Raw genomic sequence first — 20,077 nt, 5'->3', positions numbered from 1 at the left:
TGCCGCCGGCCCATCGAGGCGGTTCCTTCCGCGTCTAAAATCGTCAGCGAGTGGATGTCATGGCTGCCTATCGCTGGATCGCGACCTCCCAACAGAGCGGTGTCACCGTCGTGCGATTTACGGAGACGAAGATCACCGACTCCGCACGGATCGAAGAACTCCATCACGAGCTGACACGGCTCGTGGATACGGAGCATCCCTCCAGGCTGCTCTTGAACTTCGACAAGGTCGATTATCTCTCGTCCGAGGCGCTGCGCGTGTTTCTGATGTTGCACAAAAAATTGCAAAGCCGCGGAGCGATGCTTAAGCTCTGCAACGTGGCGCCGGAAATCTTCCAGGTGTTCGAGCTCACCGGACTGAAAAAAGTGTTCGAGATCTGGCCCACGCTGGTCGACGCGCTGAGCGAGTTTTGACAGGCCTCGCTGCTTCTCCCGGTCGCTCTGTTCCTTGCTCCTGACGCAGCTTGCCAGGTCGCACGCCGCGCCGTCACTTCCGACTTATCCGGCGCAATCGATAAAGCCGATACGATTGATAGCCGGGAGAGAGATAACCGCGTCATCACAAGAGGCAATTCCCATGCGGATGCCGCAGATCGGCCTATTGGTTTGCACACTCCTCTCGCTGGTTGGGTGCAAGACTCCGGTGCCCCGCAGCAGCTTCTTTTTGCCGGAAGATTCGTTCCTGACGCTCAAACGAGTCGAAGCCCTCGTTTCGCCCGGCACGCCGATTGAAGACGCCCGCGAAATCATGGAAATCCACGGCTTCGTCTGTACCTATGAAAACGACCTCGGCATTCCCTATCTGCAGTGCAACCAGATCAAGACGAATTGCGTCTGGCCCTTCGACGGGACTTGGGAGGCGACGCTCTACTACGATCATGGCGTGGTCCGCAGCGTGCAAGCCAAGTACGACTTTCACGCCGTCGAGCGTGGCACCCGAATCCCCAAACGCACGGCCCGCGAAGCACGCCAAATCGACGCGGCCCACGACGCCGCCGCGGCCAAAAGGGCCGCCGGCGGCCCTGGCGGGATGCCTATGGTCATCGAGGGAACCGACTCGCTATAATGAAGCCCGTTGGCTTTGACTTATCCTCGACGGTGGCTGGCATGAACTACGTCCGTTCGGTGTCTTGGTTGTTCGTGGGGCTTTGGTTGTCATTGACATCGAGCGCCGCCTTGGCGCAACAAGGCGGCGGCGGTATGGGGGGCGGCGGCTTCGGAGGCGGCGGGGGCGGCGGAGGAGGGTTCGGTGGCGGCAACTCCGGCTTCGGAGCGGGCAACAACGTCAGCTTGCAGTCGCTGACGCAGTCGCCCCAAAGCCTGCCCTCCATCATCAAGCGCAGCGTTCAAGGCACCTTTGGCACGCGGCAACTTGGCTCCGGCCAACGGCAGCGATACCGTGGCTTCTTGGGATCGAGTCAAGCGGGGATGGGCCAGTCGCAATACGGCGCCAGCGGCGCTTTTTCCCAGGCCCGCCGCGGAGCCTTGCAAGGCACCGGACTTTCCACGTTCGGCAGCTTCACCAATGCGGGCGGCCAGCGCGGAATGCAGGCCACCGGTCAAATGGGACAAAACCAGTTCGCGCAGAACCGACCCGCGTCGGGCAATGCCGGCGGCCGCCGGGTCACCGTGCGCGTCGGTTTTCAACCGAATGGGCCCGCTCCAAGGGAAATTGCCGGCAGCTTACAGCGCACGCTGAACCGCGTGCAAAACATGTCGGGTTCGGCATCGGTCGCCGGCCGGACTGTGGTGCTCAGCGGCGTCGCGGCCAGCAGTCACGATCGGCAACTTGCCGAAACGTTGGCCCTCATGGAGCCGGGCGTCGATCGAGTGCAAAACAACATCGTGGCGCCCTCGGCGGTGATGCCCAACGTGGGCGCTCCCTCGGCGGGAACGCCCAATGTGGGCGTGGAAGTGGGATCGGGCAATATCCCGCCTCAGGCTCTCGAAAACGTTCCGCCGCCACCGCGCCCCTAGCTTAGCCCGGCGCTGGCCTGCGCAAAATCGTTGATTTCGGCCGTGAAAAACGTATGGGGCGGTGCATTCAGAGCGAGACTGCAGCCCGGCTGCGCGCACACGGGCGGCATCATCAGCCAGATGCGAAAGATCGCCGCACTGGCCGAGACGTTCGTGCCTCTGGCGCCCCACTCCACCTGCTCGGAGCTGGGGCCTGACGGGCAGCGGCTGTATAATCAAAGCGAGCGACCAACTCCGTGGGACACACACCCCGACGGGACAAAAGAAGAAAATCGGATCCGCCAAAACGGCGGCGCATTCAGCAGCGAGCGGCAAAGAAGAAGGCTGACGCTGAGAATGAAGGGGACCATGACACCCACGATCGAGAACGACCAAATAACAACCCTGCCACTCCCGCCCAGCCCGCCGATCGCGCTGAACCACATCGCAATCAGGTGCAGGCTGAGCAAGACGCCAGCGTTGACGCCAAACCGCACTCCGAAGTGCCGCAGGTGCCGTTGCGGATAGCAAAGTGCCAGCACCAGGCAGACGGATGTGTAGAGCAAGAAGGGAGCGAACACCAACGCGGTGTTCGACAAGATCATGGCCGCGTAATCCGACAGTTGCTTCGACTGCCAAGTCGGCGTCGCAAGCGACTACGCCGTCCATCCGGCGATCGCCGGAGCCAGCGTCGAGAGGCCGCGGCACAACAGGGATTCCACGGCCGGCACTTGGCTCATGCGGGTGCCGGGCAGTTTCAGGGTCAGCGGGCGGCTTTTGGTGGAGATGGCTTCATGGGTCAACCGTTTTTTGGCTCGCCGTTTTATGGACCTGGCTTCGGCATCGGTTACATGCCGGTCTACGGCTTTGCCCCGTCGGGCTTTGCCGGCGGTTTCGGACCCGGCGGCCTTTCGATGACGTTCGGCGGCGCGAGCTTTGGCGGCCAAAATTACTTCGGCAGCCCCGCCTACGGCCACTGGGGCGGATTTGGCAACGGCCAGTGAGCTCGGCTCTGGTTTGCCGGCCGAAGCAGAGCCACTGCCGAGCGAACTCGCTCGTCTGGGACGGTTCGCCGGGCCTGCACTGGCAGAGCGACAAATCTGTGATAAATCGGTGGGCAGGAAGGGAGTTTTAGCGTAGGCTGGAATGGAAAGGCGGTGAAAAACCAACCTACGGTCCGACAGAACGAGGAATGCCAGATGGACGATGTTTTCGGCCGCGGCCGCCGGCGCGAGGCCTGGACGGTGCAGCTTACCTATCCCAAGGCCATGATTCCGCAGCACGCGCATACGTTTTGCGCTTGGTCGAAACGCGTGCGCGGCAAACAGGTGGCCAGCCGGCGCGGGACCGACCTGAAAGACGACAACAACAACGTCGTCATCGAACGCTTCGAGTTCGGCAACTACGACGACGCGGCCGAGTTTTGCCGCTATACGTCTCAACAGTTCGAAAAGTGGTCGGGCGACGGCATGGGACGCCGCTTCACGATCAAGCTTCACGGTCGCATCAAATTCAGCGACAAAACCGAAGGCCGGGTCGGCTCCGCCCGCATGCAGGCCAAACAGGCAACCTGACTGCGAGTGCTTGCTGACTGCGAGTGCTTGGTTCGCACGCGAGCTTGCGGCCGGCTTGGGGACGCTGCTACGAGGTTGGCGGAATCCGCTCGCCGCGGAGGATGTCTTCCGAAGTCTGCCGCTCGCGAATCAATTGGGCAGCGCCGTCGCGAATCAGCACTTCGGCCGCCAGCGGCTTCGAGTTGTAGTTGGAACTCATCGCGAAGCCGTAGGCTCCCGCGTTCTCGATCGCCAACAACTCACCGACCTCGGCAGCCGGCAAACTTCGCGTGCAAACGAAGCCGCCTTCCGATTGCGTGAAAATATCGCCCGACTCGCACAACGGGCCGCCCACCACCACGTCGCGCGGCCGCCGGGCATCGCCGCCCGCCGCCGGCCCGCCATCGACCTTCGCCGGCACAATCGACATCGGATGGTGCGAGCCGTACAAAATCGGCCGAGCCAGATTGTTGAAGCCGGCATCGACCAGATAAAAGAGATGCGCGCCCATCTGCTTCACGGCCCGGATTTCGGTAATCAAGAACCCGCTTTCGGCCACCAAATAGCGGCCCGGCTCGATCTCCAAGTGGATGCGGTGCCCGAAAGCGTCTTCCAGCCGCTTGCGAGTGGCGTCCCAAAGCTGGTAATAGACATCGAGATCGACGTAGGTCTCGCCCGCTTTGTAAGGCACCGGCAGGCCGCCGCCGGCGCTGATGGTCTTGAGCGAGCGGCCGACTTCGCGGGCCAGCCGCTCCATCGCTCCGCACACCTGCGAGAGATGGTCGAGATCGGTCCCCGACCCGATGTGCAGGTGCAGGCCGGTGACGCCAAGGCCATGATGGTCGGCCCGCCGCAACACGTCGGCAAGCTGCTCGTGCCAGATGCCGTGCTTCGATTGCTCGCCGCCGGTGTTCGTCTTCTGGCTGTGGCCGTGACCGAAGCCCGGATTGATACGCAAGGTGATCTCGCGCCCCGGAGCACGCTCGCCGAGCTGATCGATCATGTCGGGCGAGCCGCAGTTGACGTGAATCCCTTCGCGGACGACCACCTCGAGCGACTCGCGATCGAAAATGTCGGCGGTGTAGACGATCGGCGGCGGACTGCCCTGCGTCGGGTAGCCGGCGGCACGCGCACGGGCAATTTCGCCGGCGCTCACCGCGTCGACCAGCACGCCTCGCCGCCGCATGAAATCGAGAATGGCGATGTTCGAGCAGGCCTTTTGGGCGTAGCGAATGGAATCGAAGGTACGCAGATCATCGATCCGCTGGCCGATCTTGCCGGCATCGTAAACAAACGTCGGCGTGCCGAACCGGCGGGCCAACTCGACCACCGGGCAGCCGGCGATCTCGGTGCGGAGGGTAGAAAACTCACTAGCAGCGACGGACATGAGAAACTCGGCGGTGATGGCGCAAAGACCCAACCTAGCAAGGCCCGCTGCAAGGTTCAACAGGCGCCCAGAACAGCGATTGATGTTTCGCGAGCGCTAATCTTCGCTACAATTCGAGCCGTTGAGCCATCAGCGGTTGTTCGACAATATCTCCGCCGTCGGCCGTTCCGCCCGATCGGACAGTCCAGGCGCCGACCTTTCCGGCCGGAGCGACCACACGGCAAACTGCACGGTCCTGGAATAAAACGGCTGACCCATCCTCGATTGCGATACCCGGCTTCAGCAGGTTTTGTCGAACGAGCTCGTGGTATGCGGGCCGGCGATCGATCTCGCCGTCGTAATGCGGGCAACAGCTTCCCGGCAGAAACCCAAGACAAGCCAGCGGGCGAAGTCGGCCGGCAAACGAATCGGTCAGTCCTTGCTCGAACCAACAGATCGCTCCCGCGCTCACACCGGCGAGGACCGTTCCGCGGAGCCACGCCTGGCGGAGGATATCGGGCATTCCCCACTCGCGCCAGACCCCCAGCATGCTTTTAGTATTCCCGCCCCAGACCATGATGACATCCTGAGCCGCGACGTACTCGTGCAAGTTGGGAGTGCGGTCGAAGAAACCGAGGTGCGAACGTCGGCAATCGAGAGGAGCGAATATCTCATCGAATCGCTGCAGCGTCGTGGGTGCATCGCCTCTTGCCGTGGAAATAAACCCGACTGCGGGCCCAGGCTTGCCGGCAAGGTTCAATAGGTACTCGAATAGTGGCCGGTTATCGCCCTCGGAAGGCAATCCGCCGATCGCCAGAATCTGTCGCTTCGCTCCATCCATCGCCAGATTCTACCGAGCGGACTGGGTGTTGGGAACGAGCGCTCGCTTTCTCGAAATCGGTGGGCCGCGCGCTGTATATAATGAGGTACGCTCGTAAAACTTCCGGACACGGTCCCGCTTGTCATGCACGACTGCGATTGCCATTTTCCTGTCCCACACGTCTCCACGCGGCGGCAAGTGCTGCAACAGGCCGCTTGCGGATTCGGTGGGGTGGCGCTGGCCGGATTGTTGGGCGAGCAGGCCTTTTGGGCATAGCGAATGGAATCGAAGGCACGCAGATCATCGATCCGCTGGCCGATCTTGCCGGCATCGTAAACAAACGTCGTCGTGCCGAACCGGCGGGCCAACTCGACCACCGGGCAGCCGGCGATCTCGGTGCGGAGCGTAGAAAACTCAGTAGCAGCGACGGACATGAGAAACTCGGCGGTGATGGTGCAAAGACCCAACCTAGCAAGGCCGCGTGCAAGGTTCGACCGGCGACGGTGCCCCTGAGGCGTCAGGCGTCAGGCGTCAGGCGTCAGGCGTCAGGCGTCAGGCGTCAGGCGTCAGGCGTCAGGCGTCAGGCGTCAGGCGTCAGGCGTCAGGCGTCAGGCAGAGGCCAATTCAAATGTCTCTGAACCCTGAACCCCCGAACCCTTCTACTGCACCGTTTCGCGGCGCATGATCGAAGTGGCGGTGAGATTGACGCTTTTCAGGTACTCCGGTGCCGGCAGCCAACTTACCGACGAATAGGGCACGGACACCTTCACGGTGACGTTCTGGCCATAGCCGGCGCTGCTGGGCGGGCTGGGCGTCACGGAGATGGTCGTGCCCGAAATGCCCGCGCCGCTGAGATAGTTGGTCACCGCCGTGGTCACGTCGGACGTTTGCGCCGAATCGATGATGCCGGCCCGAGCGCCCAGGTGGGCCGCATTCGTCAACAACGACTCGACCATCATGGCCCGCGTGAACTCGACAACGCCGAGTACGAACATAAAGAAAATCGGCGCCACCAGCGCGAACTCGACGGTGACGGCTCCGCGCCGCGCTGCACGGCGGCAACTGGACCGATGAGCAGGATTGGATGTCATTTCACGTCCGTCCTCTATTGCGAAGTCGCACGCTGCATCACCGTGACGGCCGTCAGCGTGGCGTTTTTGAGAAACCAGGGCGACGGCACCCAGGTGACGGTGGAGTAGGGAATGCTGACCGACACCGTCACCTGAGTGCCGACGGGCGACAGACCGGGGTCGGTCGGTGTCACGGCCGTGGTGGCGCCGGAAATCGACATGCCCGCGAGGTACGTATTCACGGCCGAGGAAACGTCGGAGCTCGTGGCGCCGTCCAGAATTCCGACTCGCGCCCCTTCGCGCGAGGCGTTGGTGAGCGCCTCTTGCACCATGATCGCCCGGCCAAACTCGACCGAGCCGACCAACAACAACAAGAAGACCGGCGCCACCAGCGCGAACTCGACCAGTGCCGCGCCGCGCCGGGCGCGATCTCGCCGTAGGGTGGGACCAGCGAGCTTGCGAGCGCCGGCCCACCAACCAAAGGCGTCAGGCGTCAGGTTCGAGGCGTCGGGGCGACGTGCGCCACGTCTTGTGTCTGACGCCTGACGCCTGACGCCTGACGCCTCAACATGGTGGGCCGGCGCTCGCAAGCTCCCTGGTCCCACCCTACACGTGCGATTGCGTCCCATAGCTACTTCACCAACCATACCGGTGAATAGACCCCGTATGTGTTTTGCGTATTCGACGAGCTACCGGACGAGGCCCCCATCGCTCCGCGGGCAAAACACCAGGCCGGTTGCACGGTCAGATGCTTGCTGCTCATCGAACCGGTGAGATTCACGTCGAGCACCCGCACGCCTGCAAACTGCACGATGTCGTAGGTCGCGTTGGAGCCGTTGCCCGACACGGAGCTGAAGATCGGGATGACCCGCGTCTGGCCAATGATCGCCGCCAGGGCGCTCTTCGTGCCGGCGCTGATGCCGGGATTTGCCGGCAGATAGAGATTACCTGTGCTGTCCAGCGACAGGCTGCCGCCGTAGGATTGCAGGTCGCTGGCCGACAGGCCGTACTGAATCTGCCGCACCAGGTTCGAGGTGCCGTTGCTGCAGCCGATGGTCACCGTGCCGCGATTACCGGGCGAGCCGGTGCCCTGCGGAAACAAATTGCACTCCAGAATACAATCGCTGCCCGAAACCACCTGCTGCGTCGTCTCGTTCCACTTCCAGTTGTCGCTGCCGGTGCCGGCGAGCAGTGCGTTCCAAGTGCCAAGATCGAGCGCAAACGGCAAAAACATCAGCGTGCCGGTGCCGGTGCCCGGTCCGGTGCCCGCCGTGGGAATGCCAAAGCCGCTGAAGTTGCCGAGGAAGGCCGCCGTCGAGCTCGCGCTGGCCGCTTCGCCCGCCTGGCCGAACACCTTGCTGAAAAACGCGGGGATCAGGCCGTTGGTGCTGCTCGACCGCCGCACGGTGACTTGCACCGCGTTGTAGTCGTTGATGTTGCCGCCGGTGACGATCGTGGCTCCGGGCTGTCCGGGATCGGCCATGTAGCCGACCACCACGTCGCTGGAATCCAACGCGGGGGCCGAACTGCAAACCTTGTTGGCGGCCGCGTATTGCGCGGCCGTGTCCGGCACTGCCGCCACGTTGTTCGCCAGATTGATGGGAGTGCCGGGCGTTCCCGAATAACGCAACTGGTTACAGGCCGCCAGGGCGGTGGCGTCTGCCGCGCGCTGCAGCTCAGTCTGGCTGTTCGCCATATAGCCCAGATCGACGGCGAAGGCGGCCAGCCCCAGCAGCGCCATCATCAAAAAACAAGCCAATACGGCCACCGTGCCTTGACGCGAATTGTGGATGTGATGCTTCATGGTAATCTAGTCCTGCGGATGAACGACTTGTGGAGTGGTGACTTGCTGGATCAACGTGCCGTCGGCGGCATAGTACCGCACCGCCGTGAGCGTCAGCGAGGTCACGAGATTGCTGGCAAAGCTGACGCCCGAATTCGTCAACGACACCTGCGGATCGTAGCCATTCAGATTCGCCAACGTGGTGTTGACCGAAACCCATGTCTGGTCGCCGCCGCCGAAACTGCCCCAGGTGACCGATTGCCCGTTCACCACGGCGAACGACAGCACCCCCTCGGTGAGCGACATGGTTTGCGTCCAGGTGACGGTCTCGTTGGCCTGTTGCATCACGCCGGCTTCGGGCAAGTCGCAGGTGACGATGGGCGAACCGGGGTCCCAGGCGTGCAACTGCATCCCACCCGGCGAATAGTCGGGCTGAGTGTGATAATTGACGTCGAAGGCACAATAGGCGACGTCCGCGGTCGACGGCGAGATCACGCAGGTGACCTGCGGGCCGTTGAGGTCGACGTCGGGCTGGTTGACGACGAGCTGCCAGTCTTCTTCGACGCGTGCCACGTCGGCCGCCGACGCACGGCCGCACAGGAGCGTTGAACCGACCGCCAAGCACAGCCACCCCAGCGCCGGCCAAGGCCGTTGAGGATGGCGACAACAATAAGCGTTCATGCCGGGTTCCTTTGACTAAGGAGATGTTGGTGACAAGAAGTGAAAAGGGCGTCACCCAATAGGAAACATAGCTCAGAATTCTCGGTCGTGACGGGAGTCCGCCCGAGAATGTCCGGCGCGGACGGAATTGTTCAGAAGCCGCCCGTAGCGTAAGTTATGCTTGATTGCCCATAAGATGCGTTTCGGGGCGACCTCAGCGCAGCAGCAAGACGGAGAGTTCGATGGAATGGCTGGTATTGGGTTTTGTCTTCGAATTGTTCCTGCTCTGCGCCGTCGTGGCGCTGGGCTACCATCGCTGGCACGCGGACGTGCCGCAACCCGGCAAGGCCGCGCCCGATCATCCGAGGCCCGCCGGCCCGCGGCCGGAAGATCGCGATTGGCTGGACCGGCTGACAATGAAGATCGACGACGATATCGATTGCCACTCGTTCCGGCTGGAACAGATCGGCGTCGAGCTGCGCGACTCCGCGGGTGAGACGTCGGACGACGTGCTCAAGGCCGTGGCCCGCATCTTGATCGCCAATCGGCGGCTGCAACACGATCTTTCCACCGCCCACAACGAGATTCAGCAGCAGCGCGAGCAGGTTGCCTCGCTGGCGGCCGAGGCCCGCACCGACATGCTCACGGGGCTGCCGAACCGGCGGAGCTTCGACGAAGACCTGACCCGCCGCTTCGACCAGTGGCGGCGACACCAGATTCCGCTGTCGCTGGTGATGGTCGACGTGGATTTCTTCAAGAAATTCAACGATGTTCACGGCCATCAGACGGGCGACGAAGTGCTGCGGCGGATCGGCGAGCTGCTGCGTAAGACGTTGCGTGAGATGGACCTGGCCGCGCGGTTCGGCGGCGAAGAGTTCGCGGTGCTGTTGCCCGGCACGCGCCTCGAAGACGCCACCACGGTGGCCGAACGTCTGCGGGCGGCCGTGGCCGCCGAACCGCTCTCGTTCGGCGGCAAAGAGCTGCACGTGACGATCAGCCTCGGCGTGGCGACCGCGGAGGGAACCGACGACCACACGAGCCTGGTGCAACGTGCCGACGAAGCCATGTATGCGGCGAAAAACGGCGGGCGGAACCGGGCCTTCCGGCACGACGGCACGAACGCCATCGCCATCGCGCCCGACGCCACCGTGGTGCGGCAACCCTTCAACGAGCAGCAATACATCGCACCCTACCGCGGCAGCGGGCCGCTGCCCGACGAAGGCGAGTTCCGCGCCGTGCAGTGCCACGACCTGTCGGCGCGCGGCCTGTCGTTCCTTTCCGATCAGCCGCCCGACTTCCAGAAGTTCGTCGTGCGGCTGGGCAAGGGAACGGAGACGTACTATGTCGTGGCGCGGGTGGCCAACATATCCGAGGTGGGCAGTGAAGGTCGGCCCTGTTACCGTGTGGGCTGTTCCTTTATCGAGCGGGTGGGCCTGCAGGCGCCGCGCGTCAACGGAATCTCGTTGAAGCTGGCTCCGATCGTCATGTCCGACGCACAAGCGGGCCTGCTCTCGTTTTTGCCTGTCGGCAACGCGGGCGTGGGTTAGCGCTGCGAGGAGCGTAGGGTGGCACATGAGCCTGCTCCGATTAGGTTGACAGCCAACTCTCTGCAATGCCGGGCACGAGCAAATCCGATCTCATCGACGATATCGTTGGCCTTCTGGTCCGCCGGCACAGCACTGCGGTCGTGTTGTTGCACCTGGCGCTTACCATATCATGGCAACACCGAACCAGGACGCGAAGCACTGCGCTGTTGGGCAGTGGCGATAAGATCGACTTCAGGTCCAGATAACAGGGACGGCGTGGTCCTCGCGGTTGGTTTAATAGCTTTCTATCCGGCGGAGAATATCCTTGTCATTCGTCTACTATACGCCGACGCGCATGCTTGCGGCTTCGCCAGGAATAGAGCACTCCGCCAAGCATGCCGATGCCGGCCAATACAAAGGTGGACGGTTCTGGAACACTATCCCCCGATGCGCCTTCTATGCTGACCAGCCCGGGCGTGCTACTGAAGGTAATATCATTGCCATTACCGTCGTCAAAGTAGGTTGTGCCGGTATTGGAACTCCCGGATGCGGGCGTAAGGCTAATCGAAAAAACGTCCAGCGGCTGCGAGGGATCGACCTGCACCTGCGCCAGGAGGTAGGTGGTCCCAGACGTGATCGTCGTGTACCCCTGCGCGCTGTCATTGAAATCCCCGCCCACGATGGTATCGTTCGCGGTCACTGCCGGCCGAAAGGTTCTCGCCGTACCACAACAACTCCACAAAGGCGGCGGGCTGGCTGCCGGCCAGGCCGCTGGCCAGGGCTTGCAGGGCCGTGCTCGACGACAGCGTCTGGTTGAAATTGACATCCAGGTGGCGGACGTAAGAGCGCTGCTGTATTCCCTTTTCTACCGTCAGCGCCGCCGTGAGCGGTGTCGTGTAGGTAACGCCGGTGAAGGTCAGGTCGGCTGACGACGGCACCCCCTGCTGCATCTGCTGATCGTCGGTGCCGAGGCTGTAGAAGCTGTAGTTGTGCGTCTGGCCGTCGCCGAGGGCGGCGCAGCTCATCGAGCCGGAGTAGACGTAGTAGGTCGTCCCCTGGTAGCCGACGGCCGTGAGACTGCTGGGGATGACGGTGCCCACGAGCGTCGCGGTGCCGCCGTCGATACTCTCGTAGATGCTGAGCAAGGCGAGGGCGCCGCCGGCCGGCTGGTCGGGATCGGCGCCGGCCCAGTCGAGGGTGAACACCCCGCCACTGTACGACGAGGCGGTCAGGCCACTGAAAATCGAGGCGGAGAAGGGGCTCCACGCGTAGGCAGGGCCGGCCGCCAGGACGTGGGTCACGGGCGGGTTGAGGTCGGGCACGTAGGTGGCGGCTTCGATGAGCGTGCTGGACTTGCTCTCGACGGCGCCGTTGACCGAAGTGGCGATGGAGTGGAAGTAGTACGTGTTACGGTCGGACCCGGTGAAGGTGAAGTCCACCGTGCCGGAGGACTCGGTTGGATCGGTGGACCGTGTTTGCGCCAGTATGAAAGCGCCGCCATTGACCGAGACATACAGGGCCACGGAGGCAATGTCGTCGGCCATCGAGCCGGAGGGATTGCCGTACGTCACCGGAACGGTGAACGTATCGCTGCTTTCGCGCGTCGGAAGAGAGCTGACCTTGCTGATCGTCGGCTGAATCGTGACGGTGGGATCGAACGTCAACGTCTCATCCAGGTTGAGGTCATAGCTATTGTTCATGGTGCCGGTCGCCACGGCGGTTGTCGGCAGGTCAAGCTCATCGGTATCGGTGACGCCCGCCGGCACGCTGCCATGCACGATCACCTGGCTATTCGCCGTGGTACCCTGGAACACCGGGAAGAGGTCGGAGCCGGAGACGCCGGTGAGAACTACCGTCGCCGCGCTGCTGTCATTCTCCTGGAGAATGTCTCCCAGGGGTTGCCCGGTCACCGTCAGCGCCGAGATGCCCGTGTAGCTGATGGTCTGGAACTCGTCGCAAACGACGGCATTGGTCTCGACGGCGAACTGGTTCTTCCGCTTTGGGTCGCCGTAGATGTTGAGCTGCCCCGTGCCGTTGGGATCGGTCACGTTGACGTTGGGTGCCCCGCCGCTGATGTAGACGTTGTACGTGTTCGAGCCGCTGCCGCCGTTGAGGTTCACCGTGGCCCCGGTCCAACCATCGACGGTAAAGGTGTTGGTGCCGGTGCCGCCCGTGAGGTTGACCGTGGTCACGTTAGCCAATTGCAACTGGTTGCCCCCCGGGTCGGTCAGGCCGGTGGACGAAAGCGTCCAGTAGGCGTCGTTGGGATGGACGCTGAGCGTGTTGGTGCCGGTGCCGCCGTAGCTGAAGACGCCCTGCAGCGCGACCGCCGCACTCAGGAACTGCCCGGTGCCGGTGGCCTGGCTCGGGTCCAGCGTGATGGGCGTTCCTCCGGCCGTCAGCGACAACTCGATGGTCGTGGAGTTTACCGCAATGACGTAATAGGTCGCGCCGTCGGTGAGACCGCCGATCGGCGTATTGGCTGAGCCGGCGGTGCTGCCCGCGTGGTAGACCACCGTCTGCCGGCCAACCAGATTGTCGGGCTGGGCGAAGGTGATCTTGTTGTCGGCCACGCCCAGGGGCGTATTGATGGGAAGTTCCCCGACGCGCGTGTCGAAGAAATGCCCGCTGCCGGTGGCCTTGCTCGGGTCCAGATCGGCAGTGGCCGGTCCGCCGAGCGCCAGAGACAACTCGATGGTCGTGGGGTTCACCACGGTGACGTAATAGTCGCCGCCGTCGGTCAGGCCGCCGATGGGGCTGTCGGCAACGCCGTTGGTGGCCCCGGCGTGGTACTCCACGAGTTGCCCGGTGATCAGGTTGTCAGCTTCGGGGAAAGTGATCTGGTCGCTCGTGACGGTCGAGGACGACGGATCGAAAGCAAGCGCCGGCGCGAAAGATCCCCCCGCCGGCGTGCCCACGGTGGACGAGTTCACGTTGAGGGTGTCGTTGCCGCTGCCCACGTTGTTCACGGAGAAATTGAGCAGACCAAAGGCCGTCAGACCGGCAGAGCCGACGGTGACCGTGCTGGCCGTGCCGGCATCGGTCTGGAGCGACACCGTGGGCGTGTCGAAGAAATACAGGTTTGCCGTGGTCATGCCGCCGACCGTGCCGACGATTTCGTTGGTCTGGGCCCCCTGGAGGAGCGTCTGTTGCCGCACGGGGACCGTCACCGTAACAGGCGGAGACAGACTGCGGATATAGGCATAGCCGTTCCCGTTGGTGCTAATGGCGGGGGCGGGCCGGCCATTGAGCTGCGGCGCGCCGAGCACGGCGTTGCTGCCGCTGAGGGCGACGCCATAGCCGACCATGTCGCCTGCCTGAGCGCCTCCCGGCAGCAGTCCGCTGGCCGAATCGAGGCCCCAGGAACCGTTGTTCCGGCTGAAAATGTAGGCCGTGCCCGTGTCGCTACCGGTGCCGTAGGCGCCGACGAGGACCTGTTGGCCGTCAATGGCCACCGAGGCGCCGAAGTGATCGGAGGGGTTGAGCGTAAGCAAGTTCTGCAGCGCGGAACCGTCGGCGCTCCAGGTGCCGCTGGAGTCAACCTTGAACAGGTAGGCGGCGCCGGCGCCGGCCGAGCCGGCCACTTTCGTATCCGGAGCGCCGACGACGATTTCGCCGCCGCTCACGGCGACGGCGCTGCCGAACCCGTCGCCCGTGGAGAGCGATTGCAGGAGCCCGAGGTTGTTGCCTTGCTGGGCCCACGTGCCGTTGTTCAAGACATAGACGTAAGCCGCCCCCTCATTGTTGGCACTGGGGGCCCCGACCACCGCCGTGCCACCGTCGAGGGCGACCGCACTGCCGAAGCCGCTGCCGCTGCCGTCGGTGGTGTCGGTCAAGGTCTGCTGCGAAGTCCAGGCCGTCCCGTTGAAGATATACAGATAGGCCGTGGTGCTGCCCGGCGCCCCGGCGATGGCCTCGGTGCCGCTGACGCCGGCCGACGTACCGAGCTGCGCGCCCGCCTGGCCCTGGAACTCGGCGACCTGCTGCCACTGTCCGCCGACGTTCTGGAAGAGGTAGACCGCCCCGGCCCCGCTGGTTTTATTGTCCGCCCCGACCACCAGGGTGTTGCCGTTCAGGGCCACGCTGGAGCCGAAATGGTCGTCCGCCTGGACGTCGGCTGGCTGCAAGGGCAGCGGCTGCACGACCCATTGCTGCGTGCCTGCGTTGTAATTGTAAACGAACACCGCCCCGGAGTTGTTGTAGGTGGGCGCCCCGGCGACGAACGTGTTGCCGGAAATCGCCACGCTGCTGCCGGCCTGGGCCAGCGGGTTTTGGGTCGTCGTCACGAGATCGCTCGCCGCCGCCACCGTGCCGCTGGCACTGCTGACGATCTTTGCCGTCAGCGGCATGACGTTGTTGGCGTGCGTTCCCGTGAACGAGATGGCGAAGGTCTGGCCGCTGACGAGACTGACGCTGGCCTGCAACCCGTTCAGGTTCGAGAACGTGTCGATCAGGTTATTCATGGCCGCGGCGATGCTGTTGGCCGTGGTCGCTGGGGTTGTGCTGAAGGGGATGGGAGCTGCCGTGCCGCTGGTGATCGGATTTTGGCCATTGACGACCGCGGCGCTCAGTTGCAAAGTGAAGGTGTCGTTTTCCGTGAACGAGTTCAGGGTCACAGTCTGGGCGACGGGCGTCCACGCCGGCCCGCGCTGCCGGAAATCGTAGAGAAGCCCCGAATCGGCCGCGCTGGTGCCGTTGTTGACCGCCTCGGTATTCGTGCCGCCGACGAGGTAGAATCCCTCGCTGATGGGCGCGGCACCGATGCCGAATCCGACTGCGGCCGTCTCGTCCACCTCCGTATCGGTCTGGGAAACGAATTTGAAGGGATTTAAGGTCGCCACGGCCGAGGTGCTCTGGTAAACGACGGCGTCGCCAACGGCAACGCTTGACCCGCTGTTGGGCGTCCCGAAGATCTCCTGGTTGCCGGCCACCGCGATTGACCCCGCGACCCCCGTCCCGGAAAAAGCGCTTTCGGGTGCGTACAAATCGGAAACGGAAAACTCCTCCACAGGGGAGCCATCTGGGCCAGCCATGGCAGAGGTTGCCGGGCCTCGGTTGTTGGCGAAGGGCGCGACCGCGATCGCATTCCCGTCGGCTTGCAAAGCGACGACCGTGCCCAGGCCAGAGGAGAAGAACAGCGAACCGAAGCTAAGGTTACTCTCGGAGGGGGTAAGGACGCCGCTCCCCGTGTTGAGTGTGAGCGAATTCGGATTCGAATTCGTGTCCACCGACTTGATCGTGTAGGGGCCGCCTTTCAGGACGTCGCCGATCACGGGCATGCCGGGAAGGAAGTCGCTGAAGGGGACGTTCTGGGTAGAATCGATCCAGGGGCCGTCGATGGTGGCATCACTGTCTTGCGTGGTATTTTCCTCAACGTAGACGAACCCCACCGTCCCCCCTTGCCCTGGCCCAGCACCAAGCACAGGCGGGTTTCCCGATCCTGCTATCACTACCGATGTCGTACCGCCGGGGAACTCAGGGGTTTTGACCGTCATGGTGCCAAAACGGGTTGCCCAAACAGACGGCAACCCCACCGGCGTCTGCAGGTTATACCACGTCACCTCACCGATCCCCGGCGCCCCGACCGCGACGGTGTTGCCGACGATGGCAACGCTCGTGCCATCTTCCCAGTTACTGATAAGACCCTTGAATCCAGGCGAAAATGCAAAGAGGCCATTCTCGGGATTAAAGAGGCCATAGCCAAGTGGCATCAGCATTTGGTTGGGAGTCGCATCGCCGCCATCCGCAGGGACAACCCCCAGGTCGCCCCGCTCTGGGTGTAAACGTACGCCGCTCCAACGTTCGTCATCGCCAAAGACGGAGTAGTTTCACCGCCTGGGGCAAAAGTGTATGACACCGTCTCCTGCGGCGAGCCGACGACGAGGTTGCCGCCGCTGACCGCGACGGAGTAGCCGAAATCGTAATTGGCCCCGGTGACGATCTGCGGCTGGGACAAGGTATTGTCGGTGATCGTGTAAATCAGGACCAGGCCGTTGTCAGACTGATTGCTCGACGGCGCCCCGATCACCAGGGTGTTGCCGCTGGCGGCCAAGGCAAAACCGAACTGAGCGAAGCCGCTGTCAGCCGTCGGAGCGGTGAGCGTCTGCACGAATTGCCAGTAGAGCCCTTCATTGAGGTAAACGTCGACACCTGCTGTGCCGGCTGCCGGCGGCGCCGCGACAAACAGCATCCGGGTGCTCGCGTCGTACACCGTGTCCTGGCCGAACGTTTTTTGACCGTGGGGGCCTTCGAGAATTTCGGCGTCGAGGTTGGGATCGGCGTTGCTGGGGAGCGTGCCGTTGGTCGTGTAGGTGCGGATGGCGCCGGCGTTGGCCGCGGTGATGATGTTGGACGAATTCGTCTGGTTGTAGCCCTGCATGCCAATGACGACACGGCCGCCGCTCGCCGACACGCCTCCGACCACCACGCTGCTGCCGAATTCGCCGGCGAGCGGCGCCCCCGCGCCGGGGTCCGCTGCCTGCGGAGCCGCGGGCGTCAGTTGCCCGCTGCCGCTGGCGCCGCTGGAGCGGGTCCAGCTCGGCCCGTTGCCGGAACCCTGATCGGGCAGACGGTAGAAGGCATAGGCCGCCCCGGAGCCTCTGTTATAACCCGGCGCGCCCACGACCACGTCTTCGCCGGAACCGTCGTCGCCGGCAATCGCCACCGCGGCGCCGAACTGGTCGCCCCCCTGCTGGTCCACCGTCGCCGCGTCGGCCTCGGGGAGACCGTCGGTTTCGGTCAAGAGGGCCTCAACCGGAGCGCTATTCAGGCCCCGGTAGTTGAACACAAAAGCTTCGCCCGCCGCCTCCGTGTTTGCCTCCGTGTTTAGCTGAGCTGTTTGGTATGCCGCGGGCAGCGGCGCATTGCCGTGGGGGGCGCCGACGACCACCAGGATGTCGTCGGTCGTGAGGGTAAAGCTCGCTTCGATGGCGACTGCCGCACCGAAGTCATCCCCCTTCCCATCCGCGGCGTTCGAAGAGGTCAGGGTCGCGGCCTGGGTCCACAGGAGCGAGTTAAAATTATAGACATAGGCCGCACCGCTGCCGGGTGCGCCGACGACGGCAAAGCCGTCGCTTTCGGCCACCGCGGCGCCGAACTGGGCGCCGGGGGCGGCGGCGGGAGCGTTCAATTCTTGCTGCTGCGTCCAGGTGCTGCCGCTCGCGCTGGTGAACACGTAAGCCGCCCCCTCATTGTTGGCGCTGGGGGCGCCGACGAACAGCGTATAGCCGTCGACCGAGTTGCCGTCGAGGGAGACGGAGCTGCCGAATGCGGCGCCCGCGGCCATGTCGGTGGCCTTGAGCTTGGCACTCTCGACCCAGAACCCGCCGACGAGCTGGAAGACATAGACCGCGCCGGCATTGGCGCCGCCGGCCACGTCGCCGGGAGCCCCGACGACGATGGCGGAGCCGTCGGGGCTGATGGCCACCGCGTCGCCGAAACCGCCGCCGCCGCCGCCGGCCAGGTCGCCCGGTTCCAACTGCGCCTGCTGGACCCAGGAGCTCGTCGTGCTGTCCCAGGTATAGACAAATACCGGCCCGTAGCTGTCGAGCGTGGTGCTGGCGCTGCTGGGGTCCTTGAGATCGGCGCCCACGACCAGGATCGTGCCGGCGGCGTCCAGGGCGCTCACCTTCCCCAGGTGCAGGGCCTGCGGGGCGGCCGGCGGCGTGCTGGTCTGCTGCTGTGTCCAGGTTACCACGCCCTGGACCGTGACCTGGTGCAAGATCAGGTTGGGCAGGTTCAGGCTGGCGACCGTCTGGGAATTGACGTTCAGATCGGCAGCCGTACCGCTGGGCGTGATGTCCGCAAGCTGCTTCAGGCCGTGTACGATCAGCGTTTGCGTGCTGCCGAAGGTGAACAGGTCGCTGTTGACGTTGACGAAGCCGGCATCGTTCAAGGTGGCGCTGGGCGTGTAGGCGCCCGAGGCCACGCCGTCGCCCTGGATGCGCAGCGTGTTGTTGCCGGAAGTGCCGCCGTTGAAGGTCAGCGAGGCCAGGGCGTGGGGCACGCCGTTGGCGTAGTTGGCGAACAGGGTGTTGGCCCCGTCGCCGCCGTTGAGGACGGCGCTGTAGAAAAAGTCCAGCGTCGCGTTGCTGTCCGCCTCGACGCCGGCCCCGGTGTTGAGGGTGATCGACGACGTTGCCGCATCGATGCCGGTGATCGTGTAGGGCCCGCCGGTCAGGTCGGGGCCCGCGACGCTCATGCCGACGGCCAGGCCGGTCGTGGCCGCCAGGCCTGAGACCGTGGCACTGCCCGCCGCGGTCACGCCGGTCGTGCTGGCGCTGCTGTTGTCGAAGCTGGGAGAGACGTTGAAGTTGAGCGTGCCGGTCGAGGCGCTCTGGTCGCCGTTGACGAGAATGTTGTAAGCGGTGGGGCCGGTCAGTTGGACGACGTTGTTGCCGCTGCCGAGCGAGGCGGCGATGGTCTGGACGCCGCGGGCGTGGACATTGAGGGCCGCCGGGGACGTGGCCAGGCCGCTCGCATCCGCGCTCAGCGTGAGGCCGCTGCTGGGGTTGGTGAAATCGATGGTCCAGCTATTCACGCTCGCAGAGGCCTTGGTGACGGCGGCGGTCACCTCCTGGGTCATCGTATTGTTCGCGCCCGGAACCGCGGTCGCATCCTGGATCAACATCTGGAGGACCTGGGTGGAAGCGTTGTACGGGATGCCCTGAACCACGAAGGGGGCCTGGTTGGGCACGCCGGCGATGGTCAGAGCGAACGTGCCGCCGGTCGGGTCGGCGCTCGGGTCGGTGTTATTTTCATCGGTCACCGTGAACTGCTCATGGCCGGCGCTCGTCGTGGGCGCGGATACCGTGACCGCGGCCTGCTCGGACAGCGCCACGGTGTTGTACGGCGTGGCGTCGGCGGCCGCGCCAAAGATTTGGCTGAACTGAGCAAGATAGGTTTGCGCCGGCGGCGAATAGTTCGGCCCCTCCGTCTGGGATGCCTCGGTGGCCGACGTGAGCTGTTCCGCATTGGGGAGAATGTCGCTGAACTGCTGCGTGACGAAGGCCAGGTTGGTGGCGGTCGTGTCGGCCGTGTCCAGGAACTGAACGGTATCGTTGCCTCCCTGGCCGTTGACCATCACCGGCACGCCTCCGCCCGAGGTGCTGGTGTTGATGAGGAAGCTGTCCAGGCTGTCCAGGCTGTCACCAACGGTCTGTGGGGTGCCGATGTTCACCGCATTGCCGCCGCCGCCGGTATTGATGGTGAAGGTGGAACTGTGGCCGCCGTTGTTGCCCTGTTCGCGCTGGGTGCCGTAGACGTCGAAGGTATTGTTGCCTTTGCCCCCGTTGAGCACGACCGTTTCGAAGTGCTCGAACGTCACCATCGGCATGGCGGTAGTC

General features: G+C 64.0%; 17 protein-coding genes. 6 read left to right on the top strand and 11 right to left on the bottom strand.

Features of this window, described 5'->3' with window-relative positions; genetic code table 11:
* Positions 1–59 precede the first annotated feature (59 nt).
* From VNH11_03380 to VNH11_03370, 3 genes are all read left to right on the top strand, one after another.
* On the top strand, positions 60–413 hold the full coding sequence (locus VNH11_03380) for an STAS domain-containing protein (protein HVA45406.1): 354 nt from the start codon (positions 60–62) through the stop codon (positions 411–413).
* A 163-nt stretch (positions 414–576) separates the two neighbouring features.
* On the top strand, positions 577–1,065 hold the full coding sequence (locus tag VNH11_03375; GenBank protein ID HVA45405.1) for a hypothetical protein: 489 nt from the start codon (positions 577–579) through the stop codon (positions 1,063–1,065).
* A gap of 41 nt (positions 1,066–1,106) precedes the next feature.
* Entirely contained in the window at positions 1,107–1,976 is an 870-nt protein-coding gene (locus VNH11_03370; protein ID HVA45404.1) for a BON domain-containing protein, read from the top strand.
* 215 nt (positions 1,977–2,191) lie between these two features.
* Here VNH11_03370 and VNH11_03365 read toward each other — a convergent pair whose 3' ends face one another.
* Both VNH11_03365 and VNH11_03360 read right to left on the bottom strand, forming a co-directional pair.
* Entirely contained in the window at positions 2,192–2,560 is a 369-nt protein-coding gene (locus tag VNH11_03365) for a hypothetical protein (GenBank protein ID HVA45403.1), read from the bottom strand.
* A 51-nt stretch (positions 2,561–2,611) separates the two neighbouring features.
* The gene (locus VNH11_03360; protein HVA45402.1) at positions 2,612–2,758 is read right to left on the bottom strand and encodes a hypothetical protein; all 147 of its coding nucleotides are present in this window, start codon (positions 2,756–2,758) and stop codon (positions 2,612–2,614) included.
* Here VNH11_03360 and VNH11_03355 point away from each other — a divergent pair.
* Together VNH11_03355 and VNH11_03350 are read left to right on the top strand one after the other, a co-directional pair.
* Entirely contained in the window at positions 2,750–2,959 is a 210-nt protein-coding gene (locus VNH11_03355; GenBank protein ID HVA45401.1) for a hypothetical protein, read from the top strand. The genes VNH11_03360 and VNH11_03355 overlap by 9 nt on opposite strands.
* A gap of 195 nt (positions 2,960–3,154) precedes the next feature.
* Positions 3,155–3,529 carry a hypothetical protein gene (locus VNH11_03350; GenBank protein HVA45400.1) on the top strand — a complete coding sequence of 125 codons (375 nt, stop codon included), beginning with the start codon at positions 3,155–3,157 and terminating at the stop codon, positions 3,527–3,529.
* A 67-nt stretch (positions 3,530–3,596) separates the two neighbouring features.
* Here the strand turns inward: VNH11_03350 and lysA are convergent, their stop codons facing one another.
* From lysA to VNH11_03320, 6 genes are all read right to left on the bottom strand, one after another.
* Positions 3,597–4,895, bottom strand: a complete 1,299-nt coding sequence (lysA, locus tag VNH11_03345) for a diaminopimelate decarboxylase (GenBank protein HVA45399.1) — start codon at positions 4,893–4,895, stop codon at positions 3,597–3,599.
* A 106-nt stretch (positions 4,896–5,001) separates the two neighbouring features.
* Positions 5,002–5,715: a peptidase E gene (locus tag VNH11_03340; GenBank protein HVA45398.1), complete on the bottom strand. Its 714-nt coding sequence runs from the start codon at positions 5,713–5,715 to the stop codon at positions 5,002–5,004.
* A gap of 638 nt (positions 5,716–6,353) precedes the next feature.
* On the bottom strand, positions 6,354–6,785 hold the full coding sequence (locus VNH11_03335; GenBank protein HVA45397.1) for a TadE/TadG family type IV pilus assembly protein: 432 nt from the start codon (positions 6,783–6,785) through the stop codon (positions 6,354–6,356).
* Between the two features lie 14 nt (positions 6,786–6,799).
* A complete protein-coding gene (locus tag VNH11_03330; GenBank protein HVA45396.1) occupies positions 6,800–7,393 on the bottom strand; it encodes a TadE/TadG family type IV pilus assembly protein in 594 nt (197 codons plus the stop codon).
* 2 nt (positions 7,394–7,395) lie between these two features.
* On the bottom strand, positions 7,396–8,568 hold the full coding sequence (locus VNH11_03325) for a pilus assembly protein TadG-related protein (GenBank protein HVA45395.1): 1,173 nt from the start codon (positions 8,566–8,568) through the stop codon (positions 7,396–7,398).
* A 6-nt stretch (positions 8,569–8,574) separates the two neighbouring features.
* On the bottom strand, positions 8,575–9,228 hold the full coding sequence (locus tag VNH11_03320; GenBank protein ID HVA45394.1) for a hypothetical protein: 654 nt from the start codon (positions 9,226–9,228) through the stop codon (positions 8,575–8,577).
* 221 nt (positions 9,229–9,449) lie between these two features.
* Here VNH11_03320 and VNH11_03315 point away from each other — a divergent pair, with 221 nt between their 5' ends.
* Positions 9,450–10,754, top strand: a complete 1,305-nt coding sequence (locus VNH11_03315) for a GGDEF domain-containing protein (protein ID HVA45393.1) — start codon at positions 9,450–9,452, stop codon at positions 10,752–10,754.
* 307 nt (positions 10,755–11,061) lie between these two features.
* Here VNH11_03315 and VNH11_03310 read toward each other — a convergent pair whose 3' ends face one another.
* From VNH11_03310 to VNH11_03300, 3 genes are all read right to left on the bottom strand, one after another.
* On the bottom strand, positions 11,062–11,433 hold the full coding sequence (locus VNH11_03310; protein ID HVA45392.1) for a PEP-CTERM sorting domain-containing protein: 372 nt from the start codon (positions 11,431–11,433) through the stop codon (positions 11,062–11,064).
* Entirely contained in the window at positions 11,393–16,123 is a 4,731-nt protein-coding gene (locus tag VNH11_03305) for an FG-GAP repeat protein (GenBank protein HVA45391.1), read from the bottom strand. Before VNH11_03305 ends, VNH11_03310 begins: the two co-directional genes overlap by 41 nt.
* Positions 16,124–16,443: 320 nt before the next feature.
* Positions 16,444–20,067: a hypothetical protein gene (locus VNH11_03300; protein HVA45390.1), complete on the bottom strand. Its 3,624-nt coding sequence runs from the start codon at positions 20,065–20,067 to the stop codon at positions 16,444–16,446.
* Between the last annotated feature and the right edge of the window lie 10 nt (positions 20,068–20,077).

The sequence above is a fragment of the Pirellulales bacterium genome (genome assembly GCA_035533075.1).
Taxonomy (GTDB): Bacteria; Planctomycetota; Planctomycetia; order Pirellulales; family JAICIG01; genus DASSFG01.
The sequence above is the reverse complement of the archived record's forward strand: the minus strand, read 5'-3'. Positions and strand labels throughout refer to the sequence as shown.